The sequence below is a fragment of the Dyella thailandensis genome (assembly GCF_050749815.1).
Taxonomy (GTDB): Bacteria; Pseudomonadota; Gammaproteobacteria; order Xanthomonadales; family Rhodanobacteraceae; genus Dyella_A.
Genome location: NZ_CP192735.1, coordinates 2970331 through 2988437, shown reverse-complemented (window position 1 = coordinate 2988437; position 18107 = coordinate 2970331). Strand labels below are relative to the sequence as shown.

18 protein-coding genes are annotated in these 18107 nt (G+C 70.1%); 8 read left to right on the top strand and 10 right to left on the bottom strand.

From position 1 onward, the window contains the following. Nucleotides 1-54: 54 nt before the first annotated feature. Nucleotides 55-825 carry a M48 family metallopeptidase gene (locus ACQVBX_RS13745; protein WP_431634789.1) on the top strand — a complete coding sequence of 257 codons (771 nt, stop codon included), beginning with the start codon at nt 55-57 and terminating at the stop codon, nt 823-825. 127 nt (nt 826-952) lie between these two features. On the opposite strand, the gene ACQVBX_RS13740 is transcribed toward ACQVBX_RS13745, so the two are convergent. Continuing rightward, on the bottom strand, nt 953-1606 hold the full coding sequence (locus ACQVBX_RS13740; protein WP_431634788.1) for a Vgb family protein: 654 nt from the start codon (nt 1604-1606) through the stop codon (nt 953-955). Between the two features lie 31 nt (nt 1607-1637). Further along, nucleotides 1638-2858, bottom strand: coding sequence for a helix-turn-helix domain-containing protein (locus ACQVBX_RS13735; protein WP_431634787.1), 1221 nt, complete (start codon nt 2856-2858; stop codon nt 1638-1640). Between the two features lie 139 nt (nt 2859-2997). On the opposite strand from ACQVBX_RS13735, the gene ACQVBX_RS13730 reads away from it, so the two are divergent. The 4 genes from ACQVBX_RS13730 (at nt 2998) to ACQVBX_RS13715 (ending at nt 5976) form a co-directional block, all read left to right on the top strand. Continuing rightward, the gene (locus tag ACQVBX_RS13730; protein ID WP_431634786.1) at nt 2998-3657 is read left to right on the top strand and encodes a glutathione S-transferase family protein; all 660 of its coding nucleotides are present in this window, start codon (nt 2998-3000) and stop codon (nt 3655-3657) included. A 31-nt stretch (nt 3658-3688) separates the two neighbouring features. Then, nucleotides 3689-4453 (top strand): DUF899 domain-containing protein, encoded by a 765-nt coding sequence (locus ACQVBX_RS13725; protein WP_431634784.1) that lies wholly within the window; start codon nt 3689-3691, stop codon nt 4451-4453. Further along, a complete protein-coding gene (locus tag ACQVBX_RS13720) occupies nt 4434-5276 on the top strand; it encodes a DUF2182 domain-containing protein (protein WP_431634782.1) in 843 nt (280 codons plus the stop codon). Before ACQVBX_RS13725 ends, ACQVBX_RS13720 begins: the two co-directional genes overlap by 20 nt. Nucleotides 5277-5397: 121 nt before the next feature. Next, complete coding sequence (locus tag ACQVBX_RS13715; RefSeq protein WP_431634781.1) at nt 5398-5976, top strand: methyltransferase family protein; 579 nt, start codon at nt 5398-5400, stop codon at nt 5974-5976. A gap of 52 nt (nt 5977-6028) precedes the next feature. Here ACQVBX_RS13715 and ACQVBX_RS13710 read toward each other — a convergent pair whose 3' ends face one another. The 3 genes from ACQVBX_RS13710 to ACQVBX_RS13700 all read right to left on the bottom strand — a co-directional run bounded on the left by ACQVBX_RS13710 (nt 6029) and on the right by ACQVBX_RS13700 (nt 9400). Then, nucleotides 6029-6361, bottom strand: a complete 333-nt coding sequence (locus ACQVBX_RS13710; RefSeq protein WP_431634780.1) for a hypothetical protein — start codon at nt 6359-6361, stop codon at nt 6029-6031. Between the two features lie 77 nt (nt 6362-6438). Then, complete coding sequence (locus tag ACQVBX_RS13705; protein WP_431634778.1) at nt 6439-7437, bottom strand: alpha/beta fold hydrolase; 999 nt, start codon at nt 7435-7437, stop codon at nt 6439-6441. A gap of 103 nt (nt 7438-7540) precedes the next feature. After that, on the bottom strand, nt 7541-9400 hold the full coding sequence (locus ACQVBX_RS13700) for a M1 family metallopeptidase (protein ID WP_431634777.1): 1860 nt from the start codon (nt 9398-9400) through the stop codon (nt 7541-7543). 144 nt (nt 9401-9544) lie between these two features. On the opposite strand from ACQVBX_RS13700, the gene ACQVBX_RS13695 reads away from it, so the two are divergent. Further along, a complete protein-coding gene (locus ACQVBX_RS13695; RefSeq protein ID WP_431634776.1) occupies nt 9545-11743 on the top strand; it encodes a hypothetical protein in 2199 nt (732 codons plus the stop codon). A gap of 22 nt (nt 11744-11765) precedes the next feature. On the opposite strand, the gene ACQVBX_RS13690 is transcribed toward ACQVBX_RS13695, so the two are convergent. From ACQVBX_RS13690 to ACQVBX_RS13675, 4 genes are all read right to left on the bottom strand, one after another. Beyond that, entirely contained in the window at nt 11766-12407 is a 642-nt protein-coding gene (locus ACQVBX_RS13690) for a glutathione S-transferase family protein (protein WP_431634774.1), read from the bottom strand. Between the two features lie 92 nt (nt 12408-12499). Continuing rightward, on the bottom strand, nt 12500-12817 hold the full coding sequence (locus tag ACQVBX_RS13685; protein ID WP_431634773.1) for an EF-hand domain-containing protein: 318 nt from the start codon (nt 12815-12817) through the stop codon (nt 12500-12502). A 40-nt stretch (nt 12818-12857) separates the two neighbouring features. Next, the gene (gene pip / locus ACQVBX_RS13680) at nt 12858-13811 is read right to left on the bottom strand and encodes a prolyl aminopeptidase (RefSeq protein WP_431634772.1); all 954 of its coding nucleotides are present in this window, start codon (nt 13809-13811) and stop codon (nt 12858-12860) included. A 32-nt stretch (nt 13812-13843) separates the two neighbouring features. Continuing rightward, nucleotides 13844-14338, bottom strand: a complete 495-nt coding sequence (locus ACQVBX_RS13675; protein WP_431634770.1) for an Lrp/AsnC family transcriptional regulator — start codon at nt 14336-14338, stop codon at nt 13844-13846. 151 nt (nt 14339-14489) lie between these two features. On the opposite strand from ACQVBX_RS13675, the gene ACQVBX_RS13670 reads away from it, so the two are divergent. Next, on the top strand, nt 14490-15404 hold the full coding sequence (locus ACQVBX_RS13670; protein ID WP_431634768.1) for a DMT family transporter: 915 nt from the start codon (nt 14490-14492) through the stop codon (nt 15402-15404). A 144-nt stretch (nt 15405-15548) separates the two neighbouring features. Here the strand turns inward: ACQVBX_RS13670 and acpA are convergent, their stop codons facing one another. Beyond that, nucleotides 15549-17276: an acid phosphatase gene (acpA, locus tag ACQVBX_RS13665; RefSeq protein WP_431634766.1), complete on the bottom strand. Its 1728-nt coding sequence runs from the start codon at nt 17274-17276 to the stop codon at nt 15549-15551. 128 nt (nt 17277-17404) lie between these two features. Between acpA and ACQVBX_RS13660 the strand changes: the two genes are divergently transcribed. After that, on the top strand, nt 17405-18085 hold the full coding sequence (locus tag ACQVBX_RS13660; protein ID WP_431634764.1) for a glutathione S-transferase family protein: 681 nt from the start codon (nt 17405-17407) through the stop codon (nt 18083-18085). Nucleotides 18086-18107: the final 22 nt, after the last annotated feature.

Below are 18107 nucleotides of genomic sequence, written 5' to 3'. Positions count from 1 at the left end.
GGGCGCGCAGTGCCGCCGCCCGTGTCCCGGTTCGACCCACAGGCAGACGGCAGCATGGCGCAGCAACTCGAAGGCGACTGGCTGGAACTGGCGACCGCCGGCGGCAGCACGATCCGCGTGCTGAAGGCGGCGCACCCGCGCGCCCGCCGTCTGCGCCTCACCGTGACGCCCAAGGGCGCGCGCGTCACCTACCCGCACGGCACCCATCCGGCCCAGGTCAGCGCCTTCCTGCGCAGCCACGCGGACTGGCTGGAGCAAAAGCTCGACGAGCTCAACCTGCTGGTGAAGCCGCTGCCGCCGCTGCGCGTGGGCTACGCCACCGAGATCCCGGTGCGTGGCGAACGCGTGCAGCTGGACTGGGCCGAAGGCCCGTACCCGCGCATCGAGACGGCCGAGGCCGGCATCACCTTGATCATCCCGCGCCCGCACACGCGGGCGCTGCCAGTGGCGCGCGGCCTGCTCGCCTCGCATTTCGAATCGCTGATCCGCCGTGACGTGTCGCGCTGGCTGGCCAGCTACGTGCCGCAGCTCGGCCTGGCGCCCACCGCGCTGAAGATCCGCCCGCTGAAAAGCCTGTGGGGCAGCCTGGACACCCGCGACCGCATCAATCTCGATCTCGCCCTCGCGCTGGCCCCGCCGGCGGCGCTGCGCTACGTGCTCGCCCACGAGCTGTGCCACCTCAAGGTGCGCAACCACTCGCCGCGCTTCTGGGCCCAGGTCGAAACGCTGTTTCCCAGCTGGCGCGAGCAGCGCGACTGGCTGCGCCAGAACGGCTCGCTGCTGAAGGCCGAGCTGGATCGCCTGGTGGCTGACGTCGCCGACTGATGTCGCTGCAAGCATCGCGCACGTACGTCATGCCAGCGCGCGACACGCCGATCATCGAGCCGCCGTTGCGCAAGTGACACCGCGGCGCTGAGGCTCTCGCCGGCGCTACTCGAGCCGCACCGGCCTCTCAGCGTTCCCCCGTCGCGCCCCGCTTCGGGCGCCGCACGGCGCGCAGCTTGCCGCTGCTGCCGCCGCCGCAGAAGAACGTGTCGGCCCCGTCCGAATCCAGCCCCGACACCACGATACCCGGCGGCATCTCCAGGCTTTCCAGCACCTCGCCGGTGTCGGCATCGAGGTGCCGCAATTCGCTCTGCTCGTCTTCCCAGGTGGCATGCCACAGCTCGCCGTCGACCCAGGTGACGCCGGTGACGAAGCGATTCGACTCGATGGTGCGCAGCACCGCGCCGGTCTGCGGATCCACCTGGTGGATCTTGCGCCCGCGGTATTGCCCCACCCACAGCGTGCCCTCGGCCCAGGCCAGGCCGGAGTCGCCGCCGCCACCGGGGGCGGGAATCGAGGCGAGCACCTCGCCGCTGTGCGGATCAATCCGGTGGATGCGGTCTTCGGCAATCTGGAACAGGTGGCGGCCATCGAACGCCGTGCCGGCGTGCGCGGGCACGGCGAGCGCGCCCAGCGTTTCGCCGCTGGCCGGGTCGATGGCGCGCAGGCGGTCGCCCGTGGCCATCCATACCCGCTGACCGTCGTAGGTTACGCCGCCAACGTTGTCGGCCTCGGGGTAGGGGCCGTGCTCGCGCACGATCTCGGCGGTTGCTCGCTTCATGGTTCCATCCCGTGCAGAGGGTGAGCGCATCCTAGTCGCCGGACAGCGGCGCGGGGAGTAACAAGGCGGTCGCGAATCCCGGCAGCGGCGGCGTCATCCAGCGCCGCGCGCGGCCGCGTCCGATCGGCTGGATCGCGCCGGCCACCGCCAGCGCATCGAGCGCGCGCTGCACGGTGCGCTGGCTGTCGCCCAGGGCCAGCGCCAGCGCCGAGCTCGACCACGCTTCGCCATCGGCGAGCAGGGCGAGCACTGCGGCGTGCTTCTCCTCGACCGGCCGCGTCAGCACCGCCGCGGCGCGTCCATCGCGCGGCATCAGTGCGTAACCGTGCCGGGTGGCTTGCACCTCGGCCAGCGCGCGCAGCGCCGTGCGCAGCCGGCCCATCTCCACGCGCAGCCGCGCGCGGTGCGACTCGTCGATCGCCCGGGCCCGGAACGCGCGGGCGATCAAAACGTTTCTCGGCACGTCCTGCGGCCACGCCTCGCCCAGCAGGCGGGCCAGCGTGAACAGCACTGGGCGGCGGGCCAGCGCCACCACGGTGTCGCCCGCGCGCACGGCGTGCCGGCAGCCATCGATCAACAGCTGGTCCGCGGCCAGCAACGCCTCGACCTCATCGAGCCGCAGCATCCGCTCCTCGCCGGCAGCGAGCAGTCGCGCCGCCGGTGCGCGCCAGGCGGCCATGGCCTGCTCGACCTCGGCAAGCAGCGAGGGAATCCCGGCGCGATGCGCCGCGCGGACGGCGGCATCGAGCGCCGCACGCGCGGCTCCCGCACGCAGCCACCGCGTGGCGATACCCGCGCGCGCCAGTGCGTCGATCGTCTGCAGGGCCGGCGGCAGCGAGGCGGGATCGCATACGTCGAGCATCGGTTCGGCTTCGTCGAGGCGGCCGAGCAGCAGCAGTCGGCGGATCGCCAGATAGCGCGCGTGCGCGGCGTTCGCGCGGTCGCCGTGCGCCTCCAGCGTGGCGCGGGCCGCGTCCAGCGTCTTTGCCGGCCAGCCCAGCTCGCGTGAGGCCAACGCCACCTCCGCCTCGGCCACCACACAGCGCGCGCGTGCCACGGCGGCGTGCGCACCGAAGGCGCGCGCGGCCCGCCGCAGCAGCAGCCTAGAGCGGGCGAAATCGCCCAGCTGCGCCATCGCGATGCCGCGCAGCGCCAGGGCGGGCGCGTCGTCGCGCAGCGCCACGCGCTTGAGCGCGCCGAGCGGGTCGCCGCCCGCCAGCGCGCGCGCCGCCGCGGTGATCAGCGAATCCATCGCCGCCGCCTCGTTCGCAATCGCGCCACGGTTGTCACTCCCTTCGTTCGCTCGGCCGAACCTAGCCTATCCGCTCGGTCGGCACATCCGGCTACGGCGCCGCGAGCCGCGGCTCGATCCACTGCATGAGGAACGCATCATGGACCAAATCGTCGTCTGGGGATTTCGCTGGGCGCCACCGTTCGCGCAAGGCCTGGTGCGCGACCTGCGCGTGCGCTGGGCGCTGGAGGAGGCCGGCCTTACGCATGAGGTACGGCTGATCGATTTCGACGAGCGTCACGCCAGCGCCTACCGCCGGCATCAGCCGTTCGGCATGGTGCCGGCGTTCGAGGCGGACGGCCGCGGGCTGTTCGAATCGGCCGCCATCGTGCATCGCATCGCCGCGGAGTCGGCGGCGCTGATGCCGGCGGAGGCGACCGCACAGGCCGAGGTGCTCAGCTGGATGTTCGCCGCGGTGAACACGGTCGAGCCGCCGGTGCAGCAGTTGCTGGAGATGGACCTGCTGCACGCGGGTGAAGCGTGGGTGGCGCTGCGTCGCCCCGCCGTGATCGACACGGTGAAGGCGCGGCTGGCCGCACTGGATCGCCGGCTCGGCGCGCGCGACTACCTGCTCGATCGCTTCACCGCCGCCGACATCCTGATGGCCACGGTGCTGCGCTTCCTGCGCCATACCGATCTGGTGGAGGGCTTTCCGACGCTGGCTGCCTACGTCGAGCGCTGCGAGGCGCGCCCCGCCTTCCACAAGGCGCTGACCGCGCAACTGGCGGATTACGCCCGGCACACGCCGGTCGCCGCCTGAACTTTCTGCCCCACCCCGAAAGGAGACCGCCATGACGACGCATGCCGTAGGCACCCGCGAGCAATGGCTCGAGCAACGACTGGAACTGCTCGCCGCCGAAAAGGAACACACCCGGCGCAGCGATGAGCTGGCGCAGCAGCGTCAGGCGCTGCCCTGGGTGCGCATCGACAAGCCGTACCGTTTCGACACCGACGATGGCGAGGCCACGTTGGCGCAGCTGTTCCGCGGCCGTTCGCAGCTGCTGATCTACCACTTCATGTTCGGGCCGGACTACCGCGCCGGCTGCCCCTCATGTTCGGCGATCGCCGACGGTTTCGACGGCTTCGCGGTGCACCTGGCGAATCACGACGTCACGCTGATGGCGGTGTCGCTTGCGCCGCTGGCGACACTGCAGGCGTACAAGCAGCGGCTGGGCTGGCGCTTCCCGTGGGCGTCCTCGCAGGACAGCGACTTCAATTTCGATTTCAGCACCTCGATCACCGAGGCGCAGCAGCGCGCGGGCGCCGTCGAGTACAACTACCGGCGCGGCGGCCATCCGATCGCGGCGACGCAATTCCCCGAGCCGGTGGTGCAGTTCGCCGCCTCCTGCGGCACCGACGCGCCAACCTACGTGCGCGACCGACCGGGCATGAGCGCTTTCGTGCTGGAAGACGGCGTGGTCTATCACTGCTACTCCACCTACGCGCGCGGGCTGGACGGGCTGTGGGGCATGTACCAGTGGCTGGACCGGGCGCCGAAGGGGCGAAACGAGTCCGGCATCTGGTGGAAGCGGCACGATGAGTACGGCGCGCCCTGAGCGGGTGGGACGACTATTCGGCGCGTGTGATCCTGCGGACGCTGCGCCACAGCGCGCGTTCGCGCTCGGTTGCGTCGTGCTTTTCGTCGTCTGTGCCGCGGTCACCGTCAGCGCCGGCGCCTCGATGTCGGCAATGGCGGCGCTGCCGATGCGCGGGGGCTGGAGCCTGTCGATGCACTGGCTGGCTATGTGCGGGCTGGGCGCCCCGACGCAACTGGCTGCCTGGCTCGGCATGTGGTCGACGATGATGGTGGCGATGATGCTGCCCGCGATCGCGCCGAACCTGTGGCGCTATCGCTGCGCGTCGGTACACGCGGGCGTTACGCACCCCACGGCACTGACTGTCTGCGTGGGCGGCGGCTACCTGCTGGTGTGGATCGGCTTGGGTGCCGTGATCTCGGTAACGGGCACGGCACTGGCCGCCGGCTTGCTGGAGCGGCCCACACTCGCCCGCGCGACGCCGCTTGCGATGGGCGCCGTGCTGATGCTTGCCGGCGCGCTCCAGTGCACGGCATGGAAGGCGCGCCAGCTTGCGCATTGTCGGCACTGGCCCGCCGGTGTCGACGTCCCGCCCTCGCACTCCTTCCGCGCCTGGCGAGCCGGCCTGCGCCTGGGGTGCCACTGCGTGGCCAGCTGCGCCGGGCCGACGGCGATCCTGCTGGTCGGCGGAGTGATGGACCTGCGCGTGATGGCCGTGGTCACCGCCGCGATCGCCGGGGAGCGGCTGTCGCTTCATGGCGACCGTGTGGCCCGGGCGATCGGTGTGCTCGCGCTGGTCGCCGGTCTGTGGCGGATGGCCGTGGCCATTACCGCTGCTGGGTGAGCAACCGCTTCACGTGCCGGCGCACGCCTGGCGCATGACAGCTGCAACTTGCTGCCCCGGGTGCCGCGCGAGCACGCTGCGATCCGTACGGACTCCTCAAGTCCATCGACCGGATCACCTCATGCATCTGCCCATCGTCTGGCTCATCAACCTCGGCTGGTTCGTCTTCCTCGCGTACTGGGCGATCCAGTCGCGGGCGGTGAAATCGACGGCGCGCAGCGAGCCGTTCGCGGCCCGGTTCCTGAAGTACTGGCTGCCGCTGATCGTCGGCACCGCGCTGGTGTTGCCGTGGCGCGGAGGCGAAGACACCCTGCTGCGCGCGCGCTTCGCGCCATCCAACCCGTGGCTGCCCCTGCTCGGCGTGCTGCTGCTGTGGGCCGGGGTGGCCTTCGCGATCTGGGCGCGGACCACGCTGGGGCGCAACTGGAGTGCGGTGGTGCAGGTGAAGCGGGATCACGAGCTGATCGAGCGCGGCCCGTACCGCTGGGTGCGCCACCCGATCTACACCGGCCTGCTGATGGCCTACCTCGGCACCAGCTTCGCGCTGGGCGAGTGGCGTGGCCTGCTCGGCACGGCCATCGTCGCCGGCTCGTTTTGGTTCAAGCTGCGGCTGGAAGAGCGCTGGATGCGCGAGCAGTTCGGCGCGCGCTACGAGGACTACATGCGGCGGGTGAAGGCGCTAGTGCCGGGGGTACTGTGAGGTAGATGACACGTCCGCGCCTCGGGTGGCTCGCGGACACGAGGTACCGAGATCAGCCGGTGGCCATCTTGGCTATCACCAGAGCGCCGATGAACATAACCACGCCGCTGATCAGGCCGATCGCCAGCCCTTTGAGAAACGTCGTCTTCAGCACCAGTTGGTAGATCAGAGCACTCGCCACAAGGGATACGATGGACTGCAAGAAAATGCCGCCCCAGTGCAGCGCATCGAGCAGTTTGGAAAGAATCGCCAGTAGCACCAGCGAGCCCAGCACCGGGCCGATCGTGGTGCGCTGGGCACCGAGTGCACGGGCCGCGTACATCACCGGTGCGATGAAAAGTGCTACCACCGCTACCAGCACGAAGACTACTTTCAGAAAGTCCATTTCCCGTCCACGCACTCTGCCAAGGTAAATAGGGCGAGGAGTGTCGCGGCGGATCCTTTCGGCGTAAAGACCTAAGGTCAGTGCGACAGCTCGAACGCGGTGAGCACCTGCACGGTCTGCTCGGGCTTTTCCAGCATCGGCATGTGGTTGCAGCCGCTGAGTGTGGTGGTGCTGATCGCGGCGGCGTTGATCAGGCCGTTGCGCAGGCTGTCCAGCGCTGAGACGTCGATGATCTTGTCGTCGCGGCACCACAGGCCCATCACCGGCATGGTGAGCTTGTCCAGGCGTTGCTGCACGGCCAGATATTGCGAGGGCTGGCGCAGCTCGTTGAAGGTCTTGTTGAGGAACGCGCGGTCGCGCTGGTTGCGCTGGATCAGCACGTCGATGAAGCGCCCGGGCAGGTCCGGTACGGTCTCGAACGCGAGCGACTCGGCCTTCTGGAAGCCGGCGCGGTCGTCGTAGATGAAGGGGTTGGTGCCGGCGAGCGAGCGGCGGGCGAAGTCGTTCTCCTTCGAGGTCAGGCCGAAGGAGTCCATCAGCACCAGCCGATTGACCACCTGCGGATGCTCGGCCGCGTAGACGCCGGCGATCGCTCCGCCCATCGAGTGCCCCACCACGGTGACGCTGCGTAGACCCAGTGCCTGGGCGAATGCATCGAGGCGTGCGGCCTGCGCGTCGATGTCGTAGCTGGCGCTGTCGTTGCGCGAGGAATCGCCCCAGCCGGGCAGATCCGGAATGATCAGGTGGAAGTGCGGCGTGAGTTCCTTCGCTACCTCCAGCCATACCTCCTTGCTGGAGTCGTAGCCGTGCAGCAGCACCAGCGTGGGGCCTTCGCCACCCTCGTAGTACGACCAGCGCGTGTCGCCGGCCTGCACGGTCTTGCTCTCCAGGTGCGCGGCCATCGCCTGGCGCGCGATGTCAGCACGCAGCAGCCACTGCGGAGCAAACAGGTAGCTGCCGCCCAGCGCCAGCGCGAGGATCACGATGACGCCGAGCAGGAACTTCAGCCGTCGCAGCAGCAGGCGCTGCCACAGGGGACGTGCGGTGGCGGGTGTCGTGGCGGGCGTGGAAGACATGGCCTGAGCCTGTGCAGAAAGAGGGGAGGGTACGGCGCGGATGTGTCAGCGCATCGACGTGGCAAGGTGGGGACGCCGGCCGCGTTCCCCACCCCGCCCGCGCTTACTTCGTCGGCTTGGCCTTCGCCTTGGCGAAGATGCCCTCGATCACCTGCTGGGTCAGCGGGTGATAGCCATCCTTGGTCTTGGCGTAGGACGCCTCGGCGTAGGCCAGGCCCTCGGGCGTGGCAGCAAAGGCGCGATACACCGGCGTGGTGAGGTAGATGCGGCCAATGCGGCTCATGTGCTCGCGCGCGGCCGGCCACACGTCCTTGTCGCCCGCGGCGATGGCGTGGATGTACCAGCGCATGCCGATCTCGGCGTTGGGCGTGCCGGTGAGGTGCCAGGCCGCATCCAGCGCCTGCATCTGATCGAGCTGGGGCGCGTCGGGCAGGCGGTCGAGGAAGTACATCCACTCCTGCGTGTTCCAGCCCTTGGCGTCGAGGTGGTCGGCGCTCAGCGTGCCGGCGGTGAAGGCCTTCACCTTGGCGTCGATCATGTCGAAGCGCGCCGAGGTCGGCAGCGGTGCGTCCTTGGGGATGCCGGTGCCGTAGACCCAGTCCTTCACCTCGGCCTCGCTCATCTTGCCGGGGTACTTGTCGAGCAGGTTCGCCTTGAGGAAGGCCAGCATCTGCTCGGTGGTGATGCTCTGGAAGGCGAAGTGGTCGAAGTAGCTCTTCAGGTACGGGTCGAACGCGGCACGGCCGAAGCGCTGCTCCAGCGTGCGCAGGAACCACGAGCCCTTGTCGTAGGCCACGTCGGAGAGCGCGTCATCGGCATCCACGTCGCCCGGCACCGGCGCCAGCTTCTGGCTGTTGGCGGGCATGCTGCCGATGTTCTTTTCCAGCGCGCGAGCCGACAGCAGCGCCTCCTCGTCGGCCAGCGACTTGCCGTACACCGCCTCGGTGATGCGGCCCTGCACGTAGGTGGTGAAACCCTCGTTGAGCCAGCCATCGCGCCAGGTGGCGTTGGTCACCAGGTTGCCCGACCAGCTGTGCGCCAGCTCGTGCGAGATCACCGAGGCCAGGCTCTTGTCGCCCACGACAATCGTCGGCGTGGCGAAGGTCATGTTGGGGTTTTCCATGCCACCGAACGGGAACGACGGCGGCAGCACGATCAGGTCGTAGCGGCCCCAGCGGTAGGGACCGTAGAGCTGCTCGGTGGTGGCGATCATCTTCTCCGTGTCGTCGAACTCGCGTGCCGCCTTGTGCACCATCGACGGCTCGGCGTACACCGCGCTGCGCGGGCCGGTGGCCTCGGCGGCGATGTCGCCGGCGGCGATCGCCAGCAGGTAGGACGGGATCGCGTGCGGCTGGTCGAACGAGAAGTCGCCATTGAGCGGATGCTTGGCGTCGTTGAGCGCGCTCATCACCACGCGCACGCCCTTTGGCGCGCTCACATGGGCGGAGTACGTGATGCGGATGGCCGGCGAATCCTGCAGAGGTACCCACGAGCGCGCGTGGATGGATTCGGACTGCGAGAACATGAAGGGAAGCTTCTTGTCGGCGGTCTGCGCCTGGCTCAGCCACTGCAGGCCGCTGGCCTTGGGCGAGGTGTCGTAGACGATGCGCACCTTGGCCGGATGCGTCGGCGCGGCGATGGTGAGCTTGCTGCCGAGCTGCTTGTCGCGCGGCGCCAGGGCGTAGGTGAGCGCACTGGCGTGGCCCTTGGCGTCGATGCCCTCGATGCGAGCGATCTTCAGGTCGCGCGTGTCCAGCACCAGCGAGGCCGCGGTCGGGTTGACCCAGTCCAGGCTCAGCGTGGCGCGGCCGTGCAGCTGCTTGTGCGGGAAGTCCACCGTGAGGTCGAGGTCGAGATGGCGGACCTTCACCTGATCGGGCTGCGCGTACGAATACGGGTCGGCCGCGTGGGCGGCCAGCGGCAGCAGCAGGGCGCTCGCGGCGAGCGTGGGCAACAGGCGCATCGGGCAACTCCATGAAGGGAAGACGCCGAGTATGCCATCGCGCCGCAGGCGCCCGGACGTGACACAAGGCCTGCCCGGCCAGCGTCGACCGGGCACTCACGGCACGGCTGCGCATACTGCCGCCGTTTGCCACCGGGAACGCCGATGCGACTCTTGCCCAAGCCGCTGCGCTGGACCCTGCGCGCGCTTGCCGCCAGTTACCTGCTGTACCTGCTCGCCGGCAACGTGTTCATCAACACGGCGCTGGGCGAGCGGGTGGTCAACCAGCGGCCGGCGGGGTTCCGCATGCAGTGGTCCTGGGGCGTGACGCCGTGGCCGGGCTGGGTGTACCTGCGCCACCCCGCTCTGGCGGGGCATGCGCGCTGGAAGCAGTGGTCGGTGACTGGCCGCGGTGCGTATGGGCGCATCGCCCTGCTGCCGCTGCTGCAACGCCGATTGAGCTTTGATGGCGTGCATGCCGACGCGGTCCGCGTGCGCGTGGTGCGTGCCGACCACGAGCGGCGGCCGCCGCCCTGGTCGCCGCAGGCGTGGACGGTGAGCCTGCGCGGCCTGCGTACCGATTCGCTGCGCCACGTGCGCTGGTTCGCCCTGAGCTTCGACGGACGGGCGAGCGCCGACGTCGGCTTTTCCCACCAGCTGCGCGGTGGCCCCACGCAGGTGTTTCCTTCGTCGCTGCACGTCACCGAGGGCCGGCTGGCCTACCGCGACCAGCCGTTGTTGACGGCCATGACGCTGGACATGCGCGGCACGGTGGCGCCGTTCCGGCACGACCAGCCGGCCGGCCTGCAGAAGTTCGACCTGCTCCAGGCCACGCTGCAGCTGGACGCCACGACGCCGGCGCTGTCGCCGCCGCAACCGGGCGATCCCATGCACTGGCTGGGCGGCGACGATCCCGATGCACACGGCCGCCTGCATGCCGCCGTGTCGTTCGATCGCGGTCGCCTGGGGGAGGGCGGCGTGCTGCGCTGGGACGGACCGCTGGCGATCGGCACGCCGGCGCATCGCGTGCACGTGGTGCCGGCACAGATGCTGGTACAGGCCCACGCCGACGAACTGCAACTGCGTGCTCGCGCGGTGTCCTCGCCCGGCGACGACGAACGCCGCGCGCAGCTCGAGCTGCGCTATGCGGGCCGGCACCTGCGCCGCCTGGCCAGCGCCGATGCGTGGTCGCATCTGGACGGATCGCTCCAGCTGCACTGGCACTTCGCCTCGCTCGACTGGCTCGGGCCGCTGCTGGCCAAGGACTGGCTGCGCCTGCAGGGGGCAGGCGAACTGGATGCCGACGTGCGCCTGAGCCAAGGCGTGCTGCAGCCCGGTAGCCACGCGGAACTGCCGGGGGTCAACCTGCGTGCGGGCGTGTTCGACAACGAGTTCGCCGGGCACGCCCGCGCCAAGGCCCGCGTCGAGGGCCAGGGCGAGCACCCGGTGACGCTGTCGATCGCCGCCGACCGCTATACGCTCGCCGCGGCGGCACAGCCCGACGCGGTGTACCTGCACGGTAACGACCTGGCGATCGACCTGCACTCGAGTGCCATGCTCAGCCGCTTCGCCGAGCAGGCGCGCGGCCGGTTGCACTTCCGCGATGCGCGCATTCCCGACCTGCGCACCTACAACCGCTATCTGCCGGGCGAGAGCGTGCGCATCCTCGGCGGCCATGGCCGCAGCAGCGCCGATCTCGTGCTCGGCGGCGGGGGCGTGGTCACCGCCGGCCAGCTCCACCTCGACGGCCAAGGCTTGGACGTCGCGCTGGGCGTGGCGCGCCTGCATACCGACCTCAACATGGACGCCTCGCTCGACCACGCGCAGCAAACCGCGCCGCGTCGCTATGCGCTGTCGTCATTCGGCGTGGCGCTGAGCCACGTGCGGCTGGACGATGCGGACGATCGCGCGTGGTGGGCCAAGGCGACCCTGCAGCACGGCGTACTGGACTGGAACGAACCGTTCCGCCTGCGCGGTGATGCGAAGCTGCGGATGAAGGACGCCAGCGTGCTGCTGGCGCTGTTCGCCAAGCGGCACGCCTTTCCGGCCTGGATCGCGCGCATCGTCGACGTCGGCGAGCTGGACGCCACCGGCCAGCTGCTGGTGGGCAAGCGCAAGGATGATCGCGCGCAGTTCGTGCTCGACGACGTGCGCGCGCATAACCGCCGGGTGGATCTCGATGCGCGGCTGCGCATCCTCGACGGCAAGCCCGACGGCGTGCTCTACGCGCGCTGGGGCGTGCTCGGACTCGGCGTGGCGCTGGGCCAGGGCCAGGGCCAGCGGGATTTCCACCTGGTCGGTGCGTCGAAGTGGTACGAGGCGCAGCCGCCGCTGCTGCAGGGAACCCCGCCGCAGTCGCCGTGATCGCGGTGCGCCGGCCGCTGGGTCAGGGCAGCTCGCCGCTGGAATGCGGATCGAGCCGGTACGGATGCATCTCGGCGAGATGACCGGGCTGCGCCGCCACGCGGGCGATCCATGCGCGCAGCTGCGGGTAGGCATCCAGCGACAGGCCCGCTTCCTCGGCGCGGCTGCCGTAGGCGAACACGGCGATGTCGGCGATGGTGTAGGCGTCACCAGCGAGGAACGGCCGCAAGCTCAATTCGCGTTCGAGGATCGCCAGCGTGCGCTGCGCCGCGGCCTGCTTGGCCTCGACGATCGCCGGCGCGCGCCGGGCGAGCTTGCCGGTGAGCGTCCAGTGGCGCAGCGCGCCGATCACCGACTCCACCCGCTCCTGCTCGAAGCTCAGCCACTGCCACACCTTGGCGCGGCCGAACGCGTCGTCGGGAAGGTAGGGCGTGTCCTGCGCCAGGTACATCAGGATCGCGTTGGACTCGGCCAGCGCGCGCCCATCCTCCAGCTGGATCGCCGGCACCGTGCCGGTGGGGCTGATGCGCAGGTAATCCGCGCGCTGGCCTTCGCCCTCGAAGATGCTCACCTCGACCGTGCGATACGGCCGCTGCAGGTGCTGCAGCAATTGGCGCACTTTCCAGGCGTTCTGCGAGGGCAGGTAGTCGAACAGGGTCAGCATGGGCGCACTCCGGTGGGGAGCGCGCAGTGTCGCTGGGGTTCGCCGCGCCGGCCATCCGCTTCTTGCGCGGATGGCGGCGAGCCGCCCGAAAGCTACGGCTTGACGCTGGACGCCGCGGCGGGCACGCCTTTGCGCTGCAGCGAGGCGACGTAAGCCTTCACGTCATCCACCGAGACGGCGCCGCGATGCTCGCGGTCGATCGCGTCGAAGTGTGCGCGGATGAACGGCACCGGGCCTTTCTGCGCCTCGTCGCGACTGATCAGGCCGTCCTTGTTGCGGTCGGCGATCTTCATGTTCTTCAGCGCCATGGAGGCGTCGCTGGAGAGGCTGCCCATGCCGTGCTGCGCGTGGGCCGGCGCGAGCGCGCCGAGGGCGAGGCTGCTGATCAGGGCAAGACGTGCGTAATGCATGGGCGTTCTCCTGATGGACCGGATCAGTATGGCACCGCGCTCAGCCGTAGCGGTCGGCCAGCGCGTCGGTGGCGCTGACCAGGGCGTCGACGATCGCCGGGTCGGCCGCGCTGTGACCGGCCAGCACCACGCGCAGCTCGGCCTCGGGCCAGGCCTGGCTGAGATCCCAAGCGCTCTTCATCGGGCAGATGATGTCGTAGCGGCCGTGCACGATGGTCGCGGGGATGTGGCGGATGCGATCGATGTCGCGCAGCAGCTGGTTGTCTTCCAGGAACAGGCGGTGGCGGAAGTAGTGCGCCTCCATCAGCGCCAGGCTCACCGCGCGGTGCGGGTCCTCGAAGTCGCCGCCGGCGTCGGGCTCGTGCACCAGCGTGGTGCTGCCGCCTTCCCAGGCGCTCCAGGCCTGCGCGGCGGCGAGCCGGGTGCGTTCGTCGTCGCTGCTGAGGCGGCGCCAGTAGGCCTCCAGCATCGAGTCGCGCTCGGCCTCGGGGATGTGCCCCACGAAGCGCGCCCACCGCTCGGGAAAGATCAGCCGCGCGCCGCCGTCGGTTTCGTTGAACCAGCGCAGCTCCTCCTCGCGGCCCAGAAAGATGCCGCGCAGCACCAGCCCCAGTACGCGCTCGGCATGCGCCTGCGCGTAGGCCAGCGCCAGCGTGGAGCCCCACGAGCCGCCGAACACCACCCAGCGCTCGATGCCCAGATGCGTGCGGATCGCCTCGATGTCGGCCACCAGGTGCCAGGTGCTGTTGTCGGTGAGTTCGGCGAACGGCGTGGAGCGGCCCGCGCCGCGCTGGTCGAACAGCACGATGCGATAGCGCGCGGGGTCGAAGAAGCGCCGGTGATAGTCCGACAGGCCCGCGCCGGGACCGCCGTGCAGGAAGATCACCGGCAGGCCATCCGGGTTGCCGCACTGCTCAACGTGGAGCGTGTGTAGCGCGTCGACCGCCAGCGCCTCGACGGCAAACGGAGTGATCTCGGGATAAAGCGTGCGCATGGGGAGCGTCCGGGTGGCGGAAAGGGTCGAGGCTACTCGGTCGGCAGCGCGCTGGCCGCGTTCCACATCGCGCGCGTGATCGGGCGATTGGCGTGCGGCGTCTGCAGTACCACCAGGGTGGTGGTGCTGATGCTCGGGTGAATCTTCAGCAGGCGGTCGAGCACGGTTTCCAGGTGGCCGATCGACATCGCCACCAGGTGCAGCAGGGCGGAGTCCTCGCCGGCCAGGCGGCGGCAGTCGAGCACTTCGGGGATGTCCTGCACGATCGCGCCGATGCGCGCGCAGATGCCGCCGTCGCAGCGCAGGCGCACCATCGCGTCGATGCTGTAGCCCAGGCGCTTGGGGTCGATCACCGCGCGGTAGCCTCGGATCACACCGGCCTCCTCCAGCCGTTTCACGCGTTCGGCCACGGCGGGCGCGGACAGGCGCACCAGCCGGCCCAGTTCGGCATAGCCCAGACGCGCGTCGGCCTGCAGGGCCTCGAGCAGCTGCCAGTCGCGGGCGTCGAGTTCAGCTTTGGATTCCATGGCGAATCTTCCGGATGAATGTTTCTTTCGATGGCGAAATACCCGCTGGCGGGTCGCATCCATTATTCCCGGCCACGGGCGCCGCCGATAGCATGCGCAGCTTCTGATCGTTGTTTTTTGCTCCTCCCCGCCCCCACCCGGACACCTCCCCATGGCAAGCCCCGATCGTCTCGATGCCCGCGCACTAGCCTGCGTCGGTGTCGCCCTCGTCACCTGGTCGTCGGCGTACGCGTCGATCGCCTATGCGCTGGCCGCCTTCACCCCAGGCGAAGTGGCGCTGGCGCGCCTGAGCATCGCCTCGTTGTGCTTCGCGCTGCTGCTGGCGGTGAAGCGGGTGCCGCTGCCGGCGCGGCGCGACTGGCCGCAGCTGGCGCTGCTGGGCGTGATCGGCCTCACCGTCTATCACCTGTGCCTGAACTACGCCGAGACGCGTATCGCCAGCGGCACGGCGTCGATCCTGATCTCGCTGGTGCCGGCGGCGACGGCGGCGTGGTCGGCGATCTGGCTGCGCGAGCGGCTGTCAGCGCGCACGCTGATGGGGCTGGGCGTGGCCCTGCTCGGCGTGGTGCTGGTGGTGCTGGCCAGCGGCAAGCAGGTGCGCTTCGAACCGATGGCGGCGCTGGTGCTGCTGAGCGTGCTGGCCTCGGCGATCTATTTCGTCGGGCTCAAGCCGCTGTTCGCGCGAAACAGCATGCTGGGGGTCACCGCGTTCGGCTTCTTCGCCGGCACGCTGGGCTCGCTGCCGTTCGGTCTGCACCTGCCGCAGGCGGTGGCGGCGGCGCCGTGGCCGGCGATCGCCGCGCTCTTGTGGCTGGGGATCGCGCCGACGTTCATCGGCTACATCGCCTGGAACGTGGCGATCCATCGCAGCTCGGCCTCGCAGGTGTCCAGCTTCATCTACTTCTCGCCGCCGATCGCGGTGCTGATCGGCTGGGTCTGGCTGGGCGAGCGGCCGGGGCCGCTGACCCTGGTCGGCGGCGTGGTCACCGTGGCCGGCGTGGTGCTGGCGAACACGAAACGGCGCGCGCGCCCGACGCCGCCGGCCGCGGTGCCGTGCGAGTCCTGAGTGTTGCCTGCGCGTGATGCCTGTCCAGCACGAGCAACCATCGCGGTGCCCGGCGCAGTGGTAGGAGCCCACCCTGTGGGCGGCCGCTTTTACGAACAGCCCGCACGGGTCGCACCGACCATGCACACCGCGACAGCGGCCACATCAACCAGCGCGTTTCGCCTGACTGAAATCCAGCGCGGCGGTGAGGTCGCCTGGCGGCGGGCCGCCGGCAGCGACCATCGCGTGTTCGCGCAGCGCCAGCCCGGGCAGTTTCTCCAGCCCGAAGCGTCGGGTGATGAAGCGGGCGATCGAGCCGGTGTCGTAGACGGTGTGGTCCACGTGGCCCCGCTTCGCCCACGGCGAGACGATGATCGCCGGGATGCGCGTGCCCGGCCCCCAGCGGTCGCCCTTGGGCGGCGCCACGTGATCCCACCAGCCGCCGTTCTCGTCGACGGTGATCACGATCAGCATCTTCTTCCACAGCGGGCTGCGCTGCAGCGCCTGCACCACGCGCGCCAGGTGCCGGTCACCGGCCTCCACGTCGGAGTAGCCGGCGTGCAGGTTGAGGTCGCCCTGCGGCTTGTAGAACGTCACCGGCGGCAGCTTGCCGGCAATGGCATCGGCAAGAAACTTGTTGCGCGGAGCCGTCTCGCCCAGCCCGCCGTCGCGCAGGTGCTTCGCCCGCGCGGCGGTGCCGGGGGCGAGCGAGGCGAAATAGTTGAACGGCTGGTGGTGCACCTGGAAGTTGGGGCGGTCCGGGAATTCGCCCTCGGGGCCGTCGCCGTGGCCGTCCAGCGCCGCCTGCCACGCGCCGCCGTACCAGGCCCAGTCGACGCCCTTGGCCGAGAGCATGTCGCCGATGTGCTTGTGCTGCTGCGGCGGCAGCGTGTTCGGGCTGGCCGGGTCGGCGCGGGTCGGGTCGCTTGGATCCTGGGTGAAGGCCGGGGCGTAGGCCGGGCCGATGGTGTTCACTGCCCAGAAGTCCGGGGTCAGGGTGGAGCGACCTTCGAACTTCGGCTTGCCGTCCATCGCGCTGGCCGGCGAGTCGTGGGCGAGCTTGAGCCGGGTGTCGTCGGCCCGGCCGCTCTCGGTGACGGCGATGTTGTACTGCGCCGGGCTGGTGTCCGCGTGCGGATAGAACGGCGGCTGCGCGGCGACGAGGTACTGGTGGTTGAGGAACGAGCCGCCGAAAGCGCCCATGAAGAAGTTGTCGCACAGCGTGAATTGTTCGGCGAGGCGCCACAGGCGCAGGTTCACCGCGTTGTCGCCGTAGTGGCCCATGACCAGCGCACCGGAGTCGCCCCAGGCGACGAAGCCGTCGTTGCGGCCGCCGTTGATCTGCATCTGGTTCTGGTAGAACGCGTGGATCAGGTCGCGCGTCACCACGCCCTGCGGCAGTGGTTCGCCGTCCGGCGTGTGCAGGGCGAACGGCGCGTTGGGCAGGCCGGTGAGATCCTCTTCCTGGATGTGGTAGCGGCGATGGTTGACCACTTGCGCGTGCGGTACCAGGCCGTGCCAGATCGGCGGCAGGGTCTTGAGCGGAGTGCCGTCGCGGTCGAGCTGGCGCGTGGCCTCGGGCGAGACCGCCTCCAGCGGGTGCTGCAGGCCGGGAAAGCCGGCGAACAGGTTGTTGAAGCTGCGGTTCTCCGCGAACAGCACCACCAAGTGGTCGATGTGTTCGCGCAGCAGCGCGTCCATCGCGGCGTCGTCGGCGGCCGTGCTGCCGCCACGTTCACTCGCGGCCATCGCCGCACGCGCCGCCTCGCCACCCAGCGCCAGGCCGGCACCGGCCACGGCCAGCCCGCCGAGCAGGCGCCGCCGCTGCGGATCGCGCGGAGCGTCGGAGTGGGCGGCGGTCGAGTCGTCGTGCGGTGGTTCTTTGCGGGTCATGGCGGATCGGTCGGGAGCGGCGTGGGGAGTCCAGAGCATACGCACGCCGTACGCTTCGATCCATGCGCCATCCGGCCCGGGCGCTGCATCCCCATCCGTCCCATCCGTTGCCGAAGAGGAAGCATCCCGTGATCACCCTGCACATCGCCAACAAAAACTATTCGTCCTGGTCGCTGCGACCGTGGGTGCTGCTGCACGAGCTGGGCATCGCCTTCGACGAGCAGATGCACCCGTTTGCGCCGGGCTCCAACTGGGAGGCCTTCCGCGCGTTCTCGCCGAACGGCCGCGTGCCGTGCCTGCGCGACGGCGACACGGTGGTGTGGGATTCGCTGGCCATCGCCGAATACCTCGCCGAGCGTCATCCCGCCTGGCCGCAGGACGCTGCCGCGCGCACCTGGGCCCGCTGCGCCGCGGCGGAGATGCATTCCGGCTTCGGCGCGCTGCGCCAGCAGTGCTCGATGAGCTGCGGCCTGCGCATTCGCCTGCATGAGATCGGGCCGGCGCTGGCCGCCGACGTGGCGCGCATCGATGAGCTCTGGCGCGAAGGCCTGCAGCGCTTCGGTGGTCCGTTCCTGGCGGGCGACCGCTTTACCGCGGTGGATGCGTTCTACGCGCCGGTGGCGTTCCGCGTGCAGACCTACGAGCTGCCGCTTTCGCCCGAGGCGATGGGCTGGGTCGAGCGCATGCTGGCGCGCCCGTCGATGCGGCGCTGGTACGACGAGGCGCTGGCCGAAACCTGGCGCGACACCCCGCACGACGTGGAGTCGGCCCAGGTCGGCACGATCACCGCCGACCTGCGCGCCCGCTGACGGGCTTGCCACGCGGGCGCGG